The following is a 15,991-nucleotide window of genomic DNA, read 5'->3' on the forward strand; positions in this document are numbered from 1 at the left end:
CTCAGGACGGGTTCAGCCGCCGCTCCCCCGCCGGTACGGCGGTGTCGAGCGTGTTCCCGGGCGGCGGGAAGGGACAGATGAAGTGGTCCGCGAAGGCGCACGGCGGCAGCAGCGCCCGGTTGAAGTCGACCGTCACCGAGCCGTCCGCCGCGGGCACTCCGGTCCGCAGGAAACGGAAGCGGTGGCTGTCCCGTCCACTCGTGGCGTCCGCGAAGACCGCCCACAGGGTGCCGTCGTCCTCGACGGCCACCCGGAGGACGTGCTCGCCGCCGTGCAGCTCGAAGGACAGCTCTCCGGAGAGACCGAGGCCGCGCTCCCGGCCGTCCGCGTTCTCCACCCGTACGCTGCGGGTCTCCCCGTACGGGCGGAACACCCCGGGCACCACCCAGCGCGCGTCGTACGGGGTGGCCTCGATGCCCCGGAAGGCGCGGCGCGCCTCCGAGCCCGGGTCGAAGTCCCGTACGGCCCACAGCCCTTCGCGCCGCAGCACCACGAGCCGCCGCCCCGCCGCCCCGATCCGGGACTCGTGGACCGGGCCGTGGTCGGCGGTGAGCCGGACCGTGCCGGCGAAGGGCTCGCCGTCGACGGTGAGCCCGTCCCCGGCGTCCGCCGTCAGGACCACCTCGTCGCCGTCCTCCCGCCACTCACCGGGAATGGCCGGAACGCGCCCCTCGGGGAAGTCCGCGAGCCAGTGGGTGCCCGTGAGGGAGAGCGGGCCGTACGAGGAGGCGACCGCGGCCTCGCGCCGCTCGTGCCAGCGCTGCCATTCCTGCTGGGGATCCGTGCTCATGGAGTGTCACCCTTCCCTACCGGCTCGGGGAGCCCGAGGTGCGAGCGCAGCGTGGTGCCCGTGTACTCCGTGCGGAAGACACCGCGCTCCTGGAGCAGCGGAACGACCTGGTCGACGAAGTCGTCGAGGCCGCCGGGGGTCAGGTGCGGGACGAGGACGAAGCCGTCGGCCGCGTCCGTGGCGACGCACTCCTCCAGGGCCGCCGCGACCGTCGCAGGGGAGCCCACGAAGGACTGCCGGCCCGTCGTCTCGATGACCGTCTGCCGGATCGACAGTCCCTTCGCCTCGGACAGCACCCGCCACTTCCTCGCCACCCCGACCGGGTCGGCGACCCGCACCCGGCCCTGCACGAGCGCCGACTCCGGGTCGGGGTCGATGTCCGGAAGCGGACCGTCGGGGTCGTGGCCGGACAGGTCGCGGCCCCAGACCTGTTCGAGCGCGAGGATCGCGTTCTGCGGGGAGACCTGCTGCCGGCGGATCTCGGCCGCCGCCTCCTGCGCCTCGGCGTCGGTGTCGCCGAGGACGTACGTCACCCCCGGCATGATCTTCAGGTCGCCGGGGTCCCTGCCGTACCGGGCGAGCCTCCCCTTGACGTCGGCGTAGAACTCCCGGCCGGCCTCCGGGGTGGAGTGCCGCGTGAAGACCACGTCGGCGGCCGAGGCCGCGAACTCCCGCCCCTCCGCGGAGTCCCCGGCCTGGATGACGACCGGCCGCCCCTGCGGGGAGCGCGGCACGGGGAACCCGCCCTCGATCCGGAACTGCGGCCCGTCGTGCGCGAAGGGCCTCTGCTCGCCGTCCGGGGTCCAGGAGTCCCACAGCTCCCGGGCGGTGGCGAGGAACTCCGCGGCTCGGGTGTACCTCTCGGCGCGGTCCAGGTAGCCGCCGCGCCGGAAGTTCTCGCCGGTGAAGGCGTCGGACGAGGTGACCACGTTCCAGGCGGCCCGGCCCGCGCTGAGGTGGTCGAGCGAGGCGAGCCGCCGGGCCAGTTCGTACGGCTCGTTGAAGGTGGCGTTCACCGTGGCGGCGAGACCGAGCCGGTCGGTGACGGCCGCGAGCGCGTTCAGGACGGTGATCGACTCGGGTCGCCCGACGACGTCCAGGTCGTGGATGCGTCCCGCGTGCTCGCGCAGCCGCAGCCCCTCGGCCAGGAAGAAGAAGTCGAAGAGCCCGCGCTCCGCGGTCCTCGCGAGGTGCTCGAAGGAGGAGAAGTCGATCTGCGAACCGGAGCGCGGATCGGCCCAGACCGTGGTGGAGTTGACGCCGGGGAAGTGCGCGGCGAGATGGATCTGCTTCCTGCCCGGAACCGTGCTCACGCGCCCGCTCCCGCCGCCGCGTACTGACTGGCCGGCCGAGCGAGCCCCAGGTGGTCGCGGAGGGTGGCCCCCTCGTAGTCCGTACGGAACAGTCCACGCTCCCTGAGCCGGGGCACGGTCTCCGAGACGAAACGCTCCAGGTCCCGCTCCGGCACGGCCGGCACGAGATGAAAACCGTCGACCGCGCCTCCCCCGTGCCAGCCGGCGATCAGCTCGGCGAGCGCCCCCGCCCCGCCCTCGTACGCGTCGAGGTCGACGGTCAGCGAGAGCAGGACGCGCAGCTGCCCGGGGTCCCGGCCGTGGGCGCGGGCCCCCCGGTGCAGTTCGGCGCGGAGGGCGGCGGCCTCCTCGGCGGAGGCGGCCCCGATCAGGGCCACGTCGGCGTGGTGGGCCGCGGTGTCCCGGGCGTCCGGGCAGGTGGCGTCGACGACGGTCACCGGATGGCCCTGCGGGGGCCGGGGCACGATCGAGGGCCCTTTGACCGAAAAGGTCGCGCCCTGGAAATCGACGTGATGCAGCTTGCGGCGGTCGACGAACCGTCCGGTCGCCACGTCCCGTATCTCGGCGTCGTCCTCCCAGCTGTCCCACAGCTTGCGGGAGACCTCGGCGACCTCGCCCGCCTCCTGCCAGAGCTCGGCAACGGGCGGCGCCGGGCGGCGGCCGACGAGCCGGGCCTCGGCCCCGGTCGGGGAGACCGCGATGCGCCAGCCGGCCCGGCCCCGGCTCACCCAGTCGAGGGTGGCGACGGCGGCCTGGACGTGGAAGGGCTCGGTGTGGGTGGTCGTGACGGTCGGCACGAGGCCGACGGAGCGGGTCTCGGGGGCGATCCGGGCGAGGACGGCGAGCGCGTCGAGGCCGGGCCCGCCGAAGGAGTCGTCGTGGGTGAGGAAGTCGAGGGCGGCGGCCTCGGCGAGCCGGGCGAGCGCGGCCGTGCGGGCGGCGGTGTCCGGGCCGGGGCGGGCCCGGCCGGAGCCCGCGGCGAACTCGGCGGCGAGATGAAGCGGTCGGGTGCTGGTCATGCGGGTCTCTCTCGGTACGGGGGGAACGGCGCGTCTGACGACGGCGGCGGGAGGGGACGGGGCCGGAACGGGGAGACGGTGTCCGGACGCAAGAGCGCCTGAACGCGCGCGAGACGCGGTGCGACGCGGTCCGGACGCCCCCTCCCCCGCGGTGGAGGTCAGTTCTTGGTGCGGGGCAGGCCGGGCGGGTTGATCTCCGACTTCCGCACGGCCTCGTCGCTCAGCCCCCACCGCTTGAGGACCTGCGCGTAGGTGCCGTTCTCGACGATGTGGTCGATCGCGGCCGCGTAGGCGGCGACCAGGCCGCTGTCCTTCTTCGTCGTGGCCGCGATCTTGCCCTGGAGTCCGGCGCCCGCCCCGGAGAACTTGCCGACGGCCTCGGTCTGTCCGGCGGAGGCCACGTGGTAGGCGACGGTCGGGTTGGGGCCGAGGTAGCCGTCGATCCGGCCGGACTGGAGGGCGAGGTAGTAGTCGGTGGTGTTGTCGTAGTACTTGATGTCGACGCCCTTGCGGCCGGCCTTCTCGTTCTGCCGGGACCAGTCGACGAGGATCTTCTCCTGGTTGGTGCCGCTGCCGACGGCGATCCGCTTGCCCGCCACGTCCTCGGGGCCCCTCACCGTCCAGCCGGAGCCCTTCTTCGCCTCGAAGGCGAGGTCGTCGAGGCGGTAGGTCGCGAAGTCGTACTTGTCCTTGCGCTCCTCGGTGACGGTGACGTTGGAGAAGACGCCGTCGTACTTGCCGCTGTCCAGGCCGACGAAGAGGTTCTCCCAGGAGACCGGGTCGAACTCGGGCTTCAGGCCGAGGGTGTCGGCGACCAGGGTGGCGAGGTCGACCTCGACGCCGATCAGCGTCGTGTCGTCGGTGGCGCGGAAGGCGAGCGGCGGATTGCTTTTGGCGGAGACGCCGAGGACCAGGGTGCCTCTCTCCCGGACGGCCGCGGGCAGCTTGGCGGCGATCGCGTCGACCTCGGCGGTGTGGACGCGGTTCTGGTCCGGGGTCACGTTGATGCCGGTGTCCTTCTGTCCCTCCGGCTTGATCTCGCCGACGGCGGCGTCGCCCGAGCCGCAGGCGGTGAGGAGCCCGAGGGCGGTGAGCGAGGCGAGGGCGGTGAGGACGGTGCGACGGGTCTTCATGGGGGTGCTGCTCCTGTGGACGAGGTGGGTGGTGGTCAGAGGACCTTGGAGAGGAAGGCGCGGGTCCGCTCGTGGCGCGGGGCGTCGAGCACCTCGGCCGGCGGGCCCTGTTCGACGATCCGGCCCTCGTCCATGAAGACCACGGTGTCGGCGACCTCGCGGGCGAAGCCGATCTCGTGGGTGACGACGATCATGGTGGTGCCGGAGGCGGCCAGGTCCCTGATGACGTCGAGGACCTCGCCGACCAGTTCGGGGTCGAGCGCGGAGGTCGGCTCGTCGAAGAGGAGCAGGCCCGGCTCCAGGGCGAGCGCGCGGGCGATGGCGACCCGCTGCTGCTGTCCGCCGGAGAGCTGCTTGGGGTACGCCTCCGCCTTGTCGGCGAGTCCGACCCGTTCGAGCAGCTTCCGGGCGGCGGCCTCGGCGTCCCTGCGGGGGCGCTTCAGGGCCGAGACGGGCGCCTCGACGATGTTCTCCAGGACGGTGAGGTGCGGGAAGAGGTGGAAGTTCTGGAAGACGAAGCCGATCCGGGTGCGCTGCTTGAGGATCTCGCGCTCGCGCAGCTCGTGGAGCTTGTTCCCGGAGCGTCGGTAGCCGACGAGGACGCCGTCCACGCCGACCGTGCCGCTGTCGACCTTCTCCAGGTGGTTGATGGTGCGCAGCAGGGTGGACTTGCCGGAGCCCGAGGGACCGAGGACGACGGTGACCTCACCGGCCCGGACGTCGAGGTCGATGCCGCGCAGGACGTGGAGGGCACCGAAGCGCTTGTGGACGGCGCGGAGCTCGACCTTGGCGGTGGTGGCCTCTGCGGTGGCGGTGACGGAGCTCATCGGGCGCTCCCCTTCGCGTAGTGGCGTTCGACGTAGTACTGGACGACGGAGAGCGCGGTGGTGAGCAGGACGTACCAGGCGGTGGCGACCATGAGCAGCGGGACGACGCGGCCGTTGCGGCCGTAGACGACCTGCACCTGGTAGAAGAGTTCGCCGATCGCCATGACGGAGACGATCGAGGTGCCCTTGAAGAGCGAGATGATCTCGTTGGCGGCGTTGGGCAGGATCGAGCGCATGGCCTGCGGCAGCACGATCCGCCGCACCTGCCGCAGCTTGGGGATGCCGAGGGCGGCGGCCGCCTCCGACTGGCCCTCGTCCACGGCGAGTACGCCGCCCCGGACGATCTCCGCCGCGTAGGCCGCCTGGTGCAGGGCGAGGCCGAGGACGGCGGCACCCGTCTCGCCGACGAGGCCCGTCGTGTCGAAGGAGACGAAGCCCGGCCCGAAGGGGATGCCGATGCTCAGCTCCTTGTAGAGGTAGGCCAGGTTGAACCAGAAGAGCAGCTGGACGATGAGCGGGATGGAGCGGAAGGCCCAGATGTAGCCGAAGGCGACCGACCGCAGGAACGGGCTGGCGGACAGGCGCATGAAGGCGAGCACGACGCCGATCGCGAAGCCGAGCGCGGTGCCGTAGAAGGTCAGCCGGAGGGTGACCCAGACGGCGCGGAGGATCGTCTCGGTGGTGAAGAAGGCGGCGAAGACGTCCCATTCCCAGCCGGGGTTGGTGACGAGCCCGTGGGCGAACTGGACGAGCAGCACGGCGGTGGCGGCGACGGCCGCCCAGCGCCAGGGGTGGCGCACCGGGACGACCACGAGTTCGGCGGACGCGGACGGCGCGGCGACGGGGCCCTTCGTGACGGGCGGATCGCTGGTGAGAGACATGGCGGTTCCTCGGGAACGGGGCACGGAGCGGAGGAGGGGGCGCGGCTCGGGCGCCCGGCGGGCGGAGAAGGGGGCGCGGATCAGGCGCCCGGCGGGCGGAGAAGGGGGCGCGGATCAGGCGCTCAGCGGGACGGGGAGCCGACACTCCCGGTCGCGCAGGAAGGTCAGGGCGGCCCGCGCGGTGACGTCGTTCTGCCCGAAGGCGACCCCGCCGGTACGGGGCCGGGTGAAGGCGCTGCCCGTGCGGGCGGTGGTGTGCGGGCCGAGGGCGAAGCGGCGCGGGTGCGGGCGCCCGTCGTGCTCCAGGATCCGGCCGTCGACGGGGTCGACGACGAGCAGGCCGCCGGGGGTGGCGCGGGTCCCCTCCTCGTAGAGGGCGCGGAGCAGGGGGCTGCCGGTGTGCTCCGGGGCGGGGTCGGGGATCCGGGCCTCGACGAGGGCGCGGGCCTCGGTCCACGCCCCCGGCACGGCGGGGGACCCGGCCCGGAAGAGGCCGCGTTCCTCGTCGGTCTCGACGGTGACCCCCGGGCCGAGGAAGCGGACGACGCCGGCGCGGGAGAGGGCGAGGAGCTGCCGCAGCCGGGGGCCGGGCGGCCCGGAGGCCAGGTAGCTGAAGAAGCCGTGCCACCAGGCGCCGGGATCCAGGCGCTTGCCGAGCCGCAGGAGCTGGCCGTAGACGGAGAGCAGGCCGGCGAAGACGGCGGCGTCGGGGCTGTGGGCGGGGTCGTGGCGGCGGGTCAGGTCCTCGGCGACGTAGTCGCGCAGGCCCTGCTGGAGGGCTTCGACGGAGTCGTAGCGCAGTCCGTCCAGGGGGTGGTCGAGGGCGTCGAGGTCGAGCCGGTCGGCGGGGTCGGGGACGGCCGCGGCGACGACCGCGGCGATTTCGGCCCCGCGCGGCGGCGCCTCGTCGTAGGCCCGCTCGAAGTCGCTCCAGGCGAGTGCGGTCCGCTCGGGGTGGGTGGAGAAGAGCCGGTGGTAGTGGGCCCAGCCGAGTTCCTTGTCGATGAGCGGCCACACGTCGCGCCGGAAGTCGATCGGTCCGGTGCGCCGGAGCAGGGCGTCGGTCTGTTCGGTGCCGAAGTAGCGGGGCAGCGGGGGCCGTTCGCCGTCGAGGGCGTAGCCGAGCTTCGAGTGGTACGGGACGCCCCGGCGCGATCCGACGTGCAGCACCGGCTCCTCGCCGGAGGGGATGTACGCGAGCTCGTCGCCCTCGCCCTCGTACCGTCCGCCGCGGCCCTCGGTGAGCAGCACCATCAGGTCGACGAAGGCGAGGCCGAAACCGCGGACGAGGACGGGTTCGCCGGCGGGGAGGGCGGCGAGGTCGGCGTCGGCGGTGAAGTCGGGCGGGAGGTGGACGAGCCGGTGGCGGGCGGCGAAGTCGGCGAGCCGCCGCTGCTCCCCGTCGGGTTCGGCGTCGAGGTGGCCGACGGTGAGGACGACGAGGTCGGCGAGGAGGGGGACGGCGGTGCCCTCCAGCCGGACCCGCTGGCGTCCGTCGCGGGGGCCGCTGATCCGCAGGGCGGTGGTGCGGTGCTCGTGGACGGTGACGGAGGGGGGCAGGGCGTCGCGGGCCCGCTCGTACACCCAGCGCAGGTAGGCGCCCTGCTGGGGGCGGGTGGGGAAGGTGCGGCCGTCGAGGCCGGCCCATTCGGCGAGGGTGGGGCCGGGGCGGACGGGTCCTTCGAGCGCGACGGTCTCGTCGGTGAACATCGTGACGTCCTCGGCCCGGGAGTTCATCCAGAGCAGCGGGGACTGCGCGGTGCGCCAGATGCGGCCGGGGCCCGCCGGGTGCGGGTCGACGAGGTGGACGTCGAGGGGCTCGTCGCCGTACAGCTCGGGCAGGTTGGCGGCGAGCCGTTCGAGGAAGCCGGTCCCCCGCGGCCCGGCGCCCACGATCACCAGGGAGCGGCGCGGGCTCATCGCGCACCGGCCGTTCCGCGGGCGTAGTGCCGCTCGACGTAGTGCTGGCCGACGCCGAGGACCGAGGTGACGGCGACGTACCAGAGCGTGGCGACGAGCAGCAGCGGGATGATCTCGTACGTGCGGTGGTAGACCAGCTGGGTCGAGTAGAGCAGGTCCTGGACGGCGATGACGGAGACGATCGAGGTGCCCTTGAGGGTGCCGATCAGCATGTTCCCGGCGGGCGGGACGATGGCGCGCATGGCCTGCGGCAGCACGATCCGGGTGAGCCTGCGCCACCGGCCGAGGCCGAGGGAGTGGGCGGCCTCGATCTGGCCCCGGTCGACGGAGAGGATGCCGCCGCGGACGACCTCGGCGGCGTAGGCGGCCTCGTGCAGGGTGAGGCCGATGACGGCGACGGCGACGGGGCCGAGGAGGTTGACCGTGTTGACGCCGAGGATCTGCGGGTAGAGCACGCCGATGTTGAACCAGAAGAGCAGCTGGACCAGGATCGGGGTGGACCTGAAGAACCAGGTGTAACCCCAACTGACCGCGCGGAGAACGGGGTTGGCGGAGAGCCTGAGGGCGGCGAGCAGGGTGCCGAGGACGAAGCCGAGGGCCATGACGAGGGCGGTCAGCCACAGGGTGAGGCCGAGGCCGCGCAGGACGGACGCGGAGGTGAAGTACTCGGCGACGACGTCCCACTGGAAGGCCTCGTTGCGGACGACCGAGACGAGGGCGAGCGCGAGCAGGACGAGGACGGCGGCGGCCGCGGCCCACTGGCCGGTGCGGCGGGTGGGGACGACGCGCGGGGGCGGTTCGGCCGGCGGGGCCGTGGAAGGGGTCTTGACGAGGGTCGCGGACATGCGAGGGCTCCGTGGATGCCAGGGGATCGAACACGGGGTGCGCCTTCACACGCGCTGAGCCGCGGACCCGGGCCCCTCAGCCCGATCCGCCCTTCGAGGCTATGCGGTCAACACGGCCCGCTGTCAAGGGTGTCCGCACTGTGAGCCGTACGTCTCATCGTGGTTGACGCGGGACCGGATGCCTGTTCCACTGGGGCCATGCATCCGCAGCAGCTGGTCACGCGCTCCCACATCGACTTCGGTCGCGTGTGGTCCTCTTCCTGTTGAGCCGGCCCCCTGCTCCTCCCCGCCCGCGTGCTGTCCTCCGCGGCGCCTTCACACCCAGGCCCCCCGTGAGCGCCTGAGCCCTCCCCTCCCCTCGCCCTGCCCCGCTTCTCCTTTTCCGGCGGCTTCCGCCTTCCCTCCTTCTCCGTGAAGGACCGTCATGACCTTCGCGTTGTCCGTGCACCGGACCACGACCACCGACCCCCTGGCGCGCCCCCTCCTCGACGAGCTGGCGCACGAGTACACGACCCGCTACGGCTCCGCGCACGATCTGAGCCGCTACCCGGCGGCGGAGTTCGCCCCGCCGCACGGCTCCTTCCTGCTCCTCCTGGAGCAGGGCCGGCCCGTGGCGGGCGGCGCCTACCGCCGCCACGACGACAGGACCGCCGAACTGAAGCGGATCTGGACGCACTCGGCGCACCGCAGGCGCGGCCTCGCCCGCCGGGTCCTCACCGTGCTCGAACGGGAGGCCGCCGACCGCGGCTACTCCCGCATCTACCTGACGACGGGGCCGCGCCAGCCCGAGGCCAAGGGCCTCTACCTGGCGAGCGGCTACCGCCCGCTCTTCGACGTGTCCGCCGATCCCGAGTCGATCGGCCCGCTGCCGTTCGAGAAATTCCTGGAGAACCCGAAGCCATGAGTACGCGCACGAGTTCCGGCACCGCACGCACCACCCTCGTCTTCGCCCTGATCACCGCGGCCGCGCTCGGCCTCACCGCCTGCTCGGGCGGCGAACCGGCGACCGCCCCGGCCGGGGCGACCGGAGCGCAGGGCGCCGCGAAGGGCGCGCTCCCGACCGAGGACGTGGTGGCGGGGGTGAGGAAGAACGAGGCGGCGGCGAAGCTGCTCCCCGCAGACGTGCGGAAGCGCGGCAGCCTGGCGCTCGCCTCCTCGGTGGCGACTCCGCCCAGCTCGGCCTATCTGCCGGACGGCAGGACCGTCGTGGGCGTGGACGCCGACTTCTCGGCCGCCGTGGCGAAGGCCCTCGGCCTGGAGCTGAAGCGTGAGGTGGTCGGCTTCGAGGCGATCCTGCCGGCGCTCGGCAGCGGCAAGTACGACGTCGGCACGGGGAACTTCGGGGTGACCGAGGAGCGGCGCAGGACCATCGACTTCGTCACGTACGTCAACGACGGGCAGGGCTTCGCCACCCGTGCGGACAGCACCCTGAAGGCGGTCACCGACCTCACCCGGCTGTGCGGCCTGAAGGTGGCGGTGAACGCCGGGACCACCTTCGAGCGGACCCTGGAGAAGAACAGGGGCCGGTGCGCGGAGGCCGGGAAGCCGCCGTACGAGGTGAACGTCTACAGCGAGACCGGGGCGATCTGGATGTCGCTCCAGCAGGGCCGCAGCGACGTCGTGATGAACACGATCAACGGCGTGCGGTACGCGGTGACGCAGCAGAAGAACCTGAAGTTCCTCAACGAGTACCGGCGTCTGGACGTCGGCTTCGCCTTCAGGAAGGGCACGCCGCTCGCGCCGGCCTTCCAGGCCGCGGTGAACGGCCTGAAGGCCGACGGGACGTACGACCGGATCCTGAGGAAGTGGGGAGTGACGGGCTCGGGCATCGAGAAGTCGCAGATCTCCCCGCCGGAGATCCCCGCGCCGAAGAAGTAGCGGCGGCGCGCGGGACCCGACGGGAGTCCGGCTGGGGGCTGCGGAATTCCGACGGTACGTCAGCAGTCGCAGCCGCAGTCGCAGTCCCCGCAGCAGCAGTCCCCTTCGCAGCAGGAGGAGCAGTTGCTGCAGCAGTCACAGCAGTCGCAGCAGTCTCCACCATCGCACTGCTGGCAGAGCCCCTCGCGCCGCTGGCGGCTCCAGGGGTCCTCGAAGGTCCCGCAGCACATCTGACAGGTGCAGGCCATGCCGATCCAGAGGGCGCAGCCGGCTATCAGACCGCGCCGGTTCGGCGGCTCGGGCGGGAGCGGCCCGCCGGGGCCGCCCGGGCCGCCCGGGCCGGGGGCGTAGGGCCCGCCCGGGCCGCCGGGTCCGCCGGGGGCGTACGGATTGCCGGGCACCGGCCCGTTCGGGGTGGCGTACGGGTTCCCCGGTACCGGGCCGTGCGCCGCCCCCGGCGCTCCGTGCGAGCAACTGATCGTGCCGAAGGCGCGGTCGACCGAGGTGCGCAGCTCGTGGGCGAGCAGGACGTGGACGAGCTTGCCGTCGGCGAACTCGGCGTCCTTCAGGGCGAGGCGGATGCCGTGGAGGGCGTCGTCGGCGAGCCGACGGGCCTCCGCGCGGGAGGTGCCGGTGGCGGTGAGCGGGTTCCACGCGCCGGTCTCGGCGTCGGCCGCCTGGTCCTCGACGGCGTCGAGGAGGTGGGCGAGGCGGCCGAAGAGGCGGCCCGCCTCGGCGAGCGGCGCCGCGTTCCCCGGCCGTCCCGCGAGGACGGCGGTGTGCGCGAAGGCGGCGGCGGTCGCCGTCTCGGTCGGCTCCGTGACGGCGAGCAGGGGGGTGCCGGGCCCGGCCAGGGCCTCGATGCCGGTCTGGCGGTCGACGGCGTCGACGAGGACGGCGGTGTCGAAGCCGAGGTCCCGGCCGGTCCTGGCCCCGGCCCTGTCCCAGGAGCGGGCGACGCGACGGGCCGCGGCGGCGACGGGACGGCGGGCCAACAGGCCGTCCCCGTCGGCGACGTGGTCCCGGACCTTCGCCGAGGCGAGGACGAGCGAGACGGCGGCGGCGAGCCTGGCTCCCTCGCCGCGGGCGACGGGGGCGGTGCGCATGGCGCGCAGCGCGCAGGGCCCGGCCGTGCGGCGGCCCGCCTCGGTCACTCCGGTCTGAGCCTCCGTCAGGACGGAGACGATGAGCCCGTCGTAGTTGGTGACGATCCGGGCGAACTGCCCGTGGTCGGCGCGGAGTGCCAGGCAGAGGCCGCAGAGGTGGGCCATCCACTCGGTCTTGAGACCGTCGGTGAGGCGGTGGGTGCAGGGTCTGACGATTCCGAACAAGGACTCCCCCGTGAGTCGTGGGCTGGGGCGGGTGAAGGTCCGCCGTGCGGCCTCGCGGCATCGTAGCGAGTGGGTTCGTTCACCCGTACGCGCCCACCGTCACCCTTGTGACCCGACTTTCATATTTTCAGCTACATGGCCCTCCGTCAGACGCCTCATACCGCAATTTTCCTGACGAATCGCCAGGAAACGGCCCTCACGTTCTGCACCAGTACCGTCACGAATCCCCTGCGCGGCGCCTATCCACTTGGCGCGCGATCCGCATGATGGACGACGATAGGGAATGCGGAACCACAAGTGACCGCGCTGAAAGGAGGCGTCCATGGGATCGGTGCGCAAGGCGAGTGCCTGGCTGGGACTCGTCGAGGACAACGACGAGCGTTACTACGACGACGAGTACGCCGACGGTGCCGAGGGCGGCGACGCCTGGGTGACGGACCCCCGGGTCCGGGTGGCCACGGACACCGCCGAGGAGCGGGGCCGCCGGATCGCCACCGTCTCCCCGGACGGCTTCCGGGACGCCCGGGGCATCGGCGAGCTCTTCCGGGACGGGGTTCCCGTGATCGTGAACCTGACCGCGATGGAACCGAACGACGCCAAGCGCGTCGTCGACTTCGCCGCCGGTCTCGCCTTCGGCCTGCGCGGCTCCATCGAGCGCGTGGCGACGCGGGTCTTCCTGCTGACCCCCGCCGACACCCAGATCGTCACCGGCGAGACGGGCCGGCGCCGACAGGACGGTTTCTTCAACCAGAGCTGAGCGGGCCCGCCGGCGGGTCCCGGCACCTCCCGACGGGGTCGGGTCAGTGCGCGGGGCGCCCCGAGCCGGCGGGCTCGATCGCTTCCCGGGCCGCGGGCACCCGGGGCTCGCCCCCCTCCGGGGAACCGGCCGGCTCCGCATGGCCGGCCCGCCCCGACGCGGCGGGAACCCCCGACGACGCCACCCGCTCCGACGCGGCGGGCACTCCTGACGCCCCCGACCGCTCCGGACAGACGGTCCGCTCCGACGCGACGGGCACCCCCGGCGCACCGGTCCGCTCCGACGGGCCGGCGGACGCCGCTCCCGGTCCCCCCGCCGCCGCCCCGGCCGAGGCCCGGTCCGCATCCTCCTGGGCCGAGGGCACCCCCCGGGCCTCCCGGGCGTCGAAGGCCTCCTCCGGATCCACCGGACACTCCATGATCCGCGGCAGCCGCCGGGCCATCAGCGCCCCCACGAGCAGCAGCCCGGCGCTCACGAGGAGCGTGACGTGCAGGCCGTGCACGAAGGAGTGGCGGGCGGCCTGGTGCAGGGCCTCCCCCGCCGTGCCGCCGAGCTGGTCGGCGACCTTGTAGGCCTCCCCGAGCGAGTTTGCGGCGCTCCGGCCCGCCTCCGCGGGCACTCCGGGGACCGAGGCGAGCGCGGGGGCGTACGCGGCGTTCATCACGCTGCCGAGCAGGGCGATGCCCATGCCCGCGCCGAGCTGGTACGAGGTCTCGCCGATCGCGGCCGCACCGCCCGCGCTCCGCTGCGGCGCCTCGCTGAGCATCGACTCGTACGCCGAGAAGAGCGTGGTCTGCAGGCCGAAGCCGAGCAGCACGAACCCGACCGTGAGCAGCAGCGGCCGGTCGTGCTGTCCCATGAGCGTGAGGAGCAGCACCGCGGCGGCGGTGAGCACGAAGCCCCAGCCGACCATCCGGCGCGGCCCGACCCGGCGCAGGGTGTACGAGCCGGTGGCCCCGGCGGCCATGGCGGCGAAGGTCAGCGGGAGGAGCCGGAGCCCGGTCTCCAGGGGGCTGAGTCCGAGGACCAGCTGGAGGTACTGGACGGCGATGAGCTCCAGGCCGACCAGGGCCAGCATGCCGATGACGATGCAGCCGACCGAGGTGGTGAAGGCGGCCCGGGAGAAGAGCCGCAGGTCGATCAGCGGGTGCGGGCGCCGCTTCTGCCGCCGTACGAAGAGGACGAGGAGCGCGGCGCCGAGCAGCAGCGGCCCGGCGGTCGGCAGGGCGAGCAGCGGGTCGCCGGCCCCGGCGCGCTTGACGCCGAGGACGCAGCCGAGCACACCGGCCGCGGCCATGAGCGCGCCGAGCACGTCCCAGGGGCCGTCGGCGGCGCCCCGGGACTCGGGGAGGAGGCGGCGGCCGAGCGGGAGGACCAGCGCCATCAGCGGGATGTTGATGAGGAAGACGGAGCCCCACCAGTAGTTCTCGACGAGGAAGCCGCCGAGCACCGGTCCGGTGGCGGCCCCGATCGCGGCGGTGGCGGTCCAGACGCCGATCGCGGTGGCCCGCTCACGCCGGTCGGGGAAGACCGTCCGGAGGATGGAGAGCGTGGCGGGCATGATCATGGCGCCGCCGACGCCGAGCAGCGCGCGGGCCCCGATGAGGACCGCGGGCGCGGTGGCGAGCGCGGCGACCGCCGAGGCGACGCCGAAGAGCGCGTAGCCGAGGAGGAGCACCTTCCGTCTGCCGACCCGGTCGCCGAGGGTGCCGAAGAGGATCAGCAGCGACGCGCAGACCAGGGGGTAGGCGTCGACGATCCAGAGCAGCGCGGTGGAGCTGGGGCGCAGGTCCTCGGTGAGCGAGGGGACGGCGACGTGGAGGATGGTCGCGTCGAGGGCGACCAGGAGGAGGCTGACGCAGAGGACGACGAGGACGACCCAGCGGTTGACGCCGGAGTCGACGGCGGAACGCGATCGCCCATGGGCCGTGTTCGTCCGCGACATGTACGTACCTCCCAGTGCAGCTCTCGCGCTCGGTGGGCTGTGACCAGGGCGTATGCCCCTGGGGCGGCCCGGCATCGACGGGCGAGTGAGCCGTCAGCGTACGCGAGTCCGAGGCCCGAGCGCGTGGTGCAGCTCTCACCTCGCCGGGGCCCGGGGTGTGGCGTACACCACTCGGCGCGGCCCGCGCGTCGCATGGAATTCCGCACGGACGTCTGTTTGAGGGAATTCCCGAACGTTCAAACAGACTTCCGGAATGACCTCCGGCGGGAATAGGGCGGAAGGTCATCGGATTTCCCGACGGACGGCCGGAATGGACTGGTCGCTGAGACCTACTCCACATCACATGGTCATCACGAAGGGAGCGGAACGACCGGGTCTGCTTCTCACTCCCTGTAACGTCCATTGGGTGCGTACCGACATCTTTGCCCGGCTGGACCGGGAGCCGGAACCGCCGAAGATAGAGGTCCCGCGGATGACCCGCACGCGTCTCGCCCTCTTCGGCGGGACGTCGGCGTTCTATCTCGCCATCGTCGTGGCCGTCCTGCTGTCGACGTGGCTGGTGACCCTCGACTGGAAGATCATGCTCTTCCGGCCGTACCAGCAGTGGCCCGAGGTCCACGGCTTCCTCGACTACTACGTCGTCCTCGGCCAGCGCGGCCCCACGGCCGTCATGGTGGCCGCCTGGCTGGGCTGGCGCTCCTGGCGCCAGCACACCCTGCGTCCGCTGCTGTGCCTCGGCGCCGCCCTCCTGCTGCTCAACGTCTCGGTGGGCGCGGTCAAGCTCGGACTCGGCCGCCTCGGACCTCACTACGCGACCCAGATCGGCTCCGCCGAGCTCTTCGCCGGAGGCGACATATTCCCCTCGGGGCACACCGCCAACGCGGTCGTGACCTGGGGCATCCTCGCCTACCTGGCGACTACTCCGAGGGCCCGGCGCTACCTGTCGGCCCTCTCCGCGGTGGTCGCGCTCGGCGTCGGCCTCACCACCGTCTACCTCGGCACGCACTGGCTGAGCGACGTGCTGCTCGGCTGGGCCGCCGGGCTCCTCGTCCTGCTCGCGCTGCCCTGGTGCGAGCCGGTCCTGGCCGTGGCGGAGGCGTGGGTCCTCGCCGCGCGCGACCGGGTGCGGGAGCGGCTGCGGGAGCGTCGCCGGCTCGTGCCCTCGCTGCCCGTGGCCTCCGGCGGTCCGCGCCCCGGGTTCTTCCCGCCGCGTCCGCCCGCGCCCGAGGAGCCGGTGCGGGAGCCCGTCCGGGAGCCCGTGGGGCTGGCCGGAGGCCGGCGCGCCCCGGTGACCCGCGGTTGACCACCGGTTGATCCGCTCCCCCTCCTCCGCGTACGCGGAAGGGCCCCGG

14 protein-coding genes are annotated in these 15,991 nt (G+C 73.2%); 4 read left to right on the forward strand and 10 right to left on the reverse strand.

Going from position 1 to position 15,991, the window contains the following annotated elements; genetic code table 11:
• Window position 1: 1 nt before the first annotated feature.
• The 8 genes from IE180_RS30170 to IE180_RS30205 form a co-directional block, all read right to left on the reverse strand.
• Window positions 2-790: a DUF1684 domain-containing protein gene (locus tag IE180_RS30170; RefSeq protein ID WP_190160130.1), complete on the reverse strand. Its 789-nt coding sequence runs from the start codon at window positions 788-790 to the stop codon at window positions 2-4.
• Window positions 787-2,076 (reverse strand): NtaA/DmoA family FMN-dependent monooxygenase, encoded by a 1,290-nt coding sequence (locus tag IE180_RS30175; RefSeq protein WP_190160188.1) that lies wholly within the window; start codon window positions 2,074-2,076, stop codon window positions 787-789. Before IE180_RS30175 ends, IE180_RS30170 begins: the two co-directional genes overlap by 4 nt.
• A gap of 23 nt (window positions 2,077-2,099) precedes the next feature.
• On the reverse strand, window positions 2,100-3,122 hold the full coding sequence (locus IE180_RS30180; protein ID WP_190160131.1) for an LLM class flavin-dependent oxidoreductase: 1,023 nt from the start codon (window positions 3,120-3,122) through the stop codon (window positions 2,100-2,102).
• Window positions 3,123-3,280: 158 nt separating this feature from the next.
• Entirely contained in the window at window positions 3,281-4,255 is a 975-nt protein-coding gene (locus tag IE180_RS30185; RefSeq protein WP_190160132.1) for an ABC transporter substrate-binding protein, read from the reverse strand.
• Window positions 4,256-4,290: 35 nt separating this feature from the next.
• Window positions 4,291-5,082, reverse strand: a complete 792-nt coding sequence (locus IE180_RS30190; RefSeq protein WP_190160133.1) for an amino acid ABC transporter ATP-binding protein — start codon at window positions 5,080-5,082, stop codon at window positions 4,291-4,293.
• Window positions 5,079-5,963 carry an amino acid ABC transporter permease gene (locus IE180_RS30195; protein WP_190160134.1) on the reverse strand — a complete coding sequence of 295 codons (885 nt, stop codon included), beginning with the start codon at window positions 5,961-5,963 and terminating at the stop codon, window positions 5,079-5,081. The genes IE180_RS30190 and IE180_RS30195 overlap by 4 nt, the downstream gene beginning before the upstream one ends.
• A gap of 114 nt (window positions 5,964-6,077) precedes the next feature.
• On the reverse strand, window positions 6,078-7,883 hold the full coding sequence (locus IE180_RS30200) for an FAD/NAD(P)-binding protein (protein ID WP_190160135.1): 1,806 nt from the start codon (window positions 7,881-7,883) through the stop codon (window positions 6,078-6,080).
• Window positions 7,880-8,728, reverse strand: coding sequence for an amino acid ABC transporter permease (locus IE180_RS30205; RefSeq protein ID WP_190160136.1), 849 nt, complete (start codon window positions 8,726-8,728; stop codon window positions 7,880-7,882). The genes IE180_RS30200 and IE180_RS30205 overlap by 4 nt, the downstream gene beginning before the upstream one ends.
• A gap of 424 nt (window positions 8,729-9,152) precedes the next feature.
• Between IE180_RS30205 and IE180_RS30210 the strand changes: the two genes are divergently transcribed.
• Together IE180_RS30210 and IE180_RS30215 are read left to right on the forward strand one after the other, a co-directional pair.
• Window positions 9,153-9,632 (forward strand): GNAT family N-acetyltransferase, encoded by a 480-nt coding sequence (locus IE180_RS30210; protein WP_190160137.1) that lies wholly within the window; start codon window positions 9,153-9,155, stop codon window positions 9,630-9,632.
• A complete protein-coding gene (locus IE180_RS30215; RefSeq protein WP_190160138.1) occupies window positions 9,629-10,606 on the forward strand; it encodes an ABC transporter substrate-binding protein in 978 nt (325 codons plus the stop codon). Before IE180_RS30210 ends, IE180_RS30215 begins: the two co-directional genes overlap by 4 nt.
• 59 nt (window positions 10,607-10,665) lie before the next feature.
• Here the strand turns inward: IE180_RS30215 and IE180_RS30220 are convergent, their stop codons facing one another.
• Window positions 10,666-11,937 carry a DUF5685 family protein gene (locus IE180_RS30220; protein ID WP_190160139.1) on the reverse strand — a complete coding sequence of 424 codons (1,272 nt, stop codon included), beginning with the start codon at window positions 11,935-11,937 and terminating at the stop codon, window positions 10,666-10,668.
• 322 nt (window positions 11,938-12,259) lie between these two features.
• Between IE180_RS30220 and IE180_RS30225 the strand changes: the two genes are divergently transcribed.
• Window positions 12,260-12,694, forward strand: coding sequence for a cell division protein SepF (locus IE180_RS30225; protein ID WP_123450830.1), 435 nt, complete (start codon window positions 12,260-12,262; stop codon window positions 12,692-12,694).
• Window positions 12,695-12,737: 43 nt separating this feature from the next.
• Here the strand turns inward: IE180_RS30225 and IE180_RS30230 are convergent, their stop codons facing one another.
• Entirely contained in the window at window positions 12,738-14,639 is a 1,902-nt protein-coding gene (locus IE180_RS30230; RefSeq protein ID WP_190160140.1) for an MFS transporter, read from the reverse strand.
• Between the two features lie 406 nt (window positions 14,640-15,045).
• Between IE180_RS30230 and IE180_RS30235 the strand changes: the two genes are divergently transcribed.
• Window positions 15,046-15,942 (forward strand): phosphatase PAP2 family protein, encoded by an 897-nt coding sequence (locus IE180_RS30235; protein WP_190160141.1) that lies wholly within the window; start codon window positions 15,046-15,048, stop codon window positions 15,940-15,942.
• The last annotated feature ends 49 nt before the right edge of the window (window positions 15,943-15,991 follow it).

The organism is Streptomyces litmocidini, from assembly GCF_014649755.1.
Taxonomy (GTDB): domain Bacteria; phylum Actinomycetota; class Actinomycetes; order Streptomycetales; family Streptomycetaceae; genus Streptomyces; species Streptomyces litmocidini.

What these genes read in the sequence shown, in the direction of transcription:
- IE180_RS30205 (WP_190160136.1), bottom strand. Translation starts at nt 8,728, where the DNA reads ATGTCCGCGACCCTCGTCAAGACCCCTTCCACGGCCCCGCCGGCCGAA.
- IE180_RS30200 (WP_190160135.1), bottom strand. Translation starts at nt 7,883, where the DNA reads ATGAGCCCGCGCCGCTCCCTGGTGATCGTGGGCGCCGGGCCGCGGGGG.
- IE180_RS30180 (WP_190160131.1), bottom strand. Translation starts at nt 3,122, where the DNA reads ATGACCAGCACCCGACCGCTTCATCTCGCCGCCGAGTTCGCCGCGGGC.
- IE180_RS30185 (WP_190160132.1), bottom strand. Translation starts at nt 4,255, where the DNA reads ATGAAGACCCGTCGCACCGTCCTCACCGCCCTCGCCTCGCTCACCGCC.
- IE180_RS30215 (WP_190160138.1), top strand. Translation starts at nt 9,629, where the DNA reads ATGAGTACGCGCACGAGTTCCGGCACCGCACGCACCACCCTCGTCTTC.
- IE180_RS30195 (WP_190160134.1), bottom strand. Translation starts at nt 5,963, where the DNA reads ATGTCTCTCACCAGCGATCCGCCCGTCACGAAGGGCCCCGTCGCCGCG.
- IE180_RS30210 (WP_190160137.1), top strand. Translation starts at nt 9,153, where the DNA reads ATGACCTTCGCGTTGTCCGTGCACCGGACCACGACCACCGACCCCCTG.
- IE180_RS30190 (WP_190160133.1), bottom strand. Translation starts at nt 5,082, where the DNA reads ATGAGCTCCGTCACCGCCACCGCAGAGGCCACCACCGCCAAGGTCGAG.
- IE180_RS30225 (WP_123450830.1), top strand. Translation starts at nt 12,260, where the DNA reads ATGGGATCGGTGCGCAAGGCGAGTGCCTGGCTGGGACTCGTCGAGGAC.
- IE180_RS30170 (WP_190160130.1), bottom strand. Translation starts at nt 790, where the DNA reads ATGAGCACGGATCCCCAGCAGGAATGGCAGCGCTGGCACGAGCGGCGC.
- IE180_RS30230 (WP_190160140.1), bottom strand. Translation starts at nt 14,639, where the DNA reads ATGTCGCGGACGAACACGGCCCATGGGCGATCGCGTTCCGCCGTCGAC.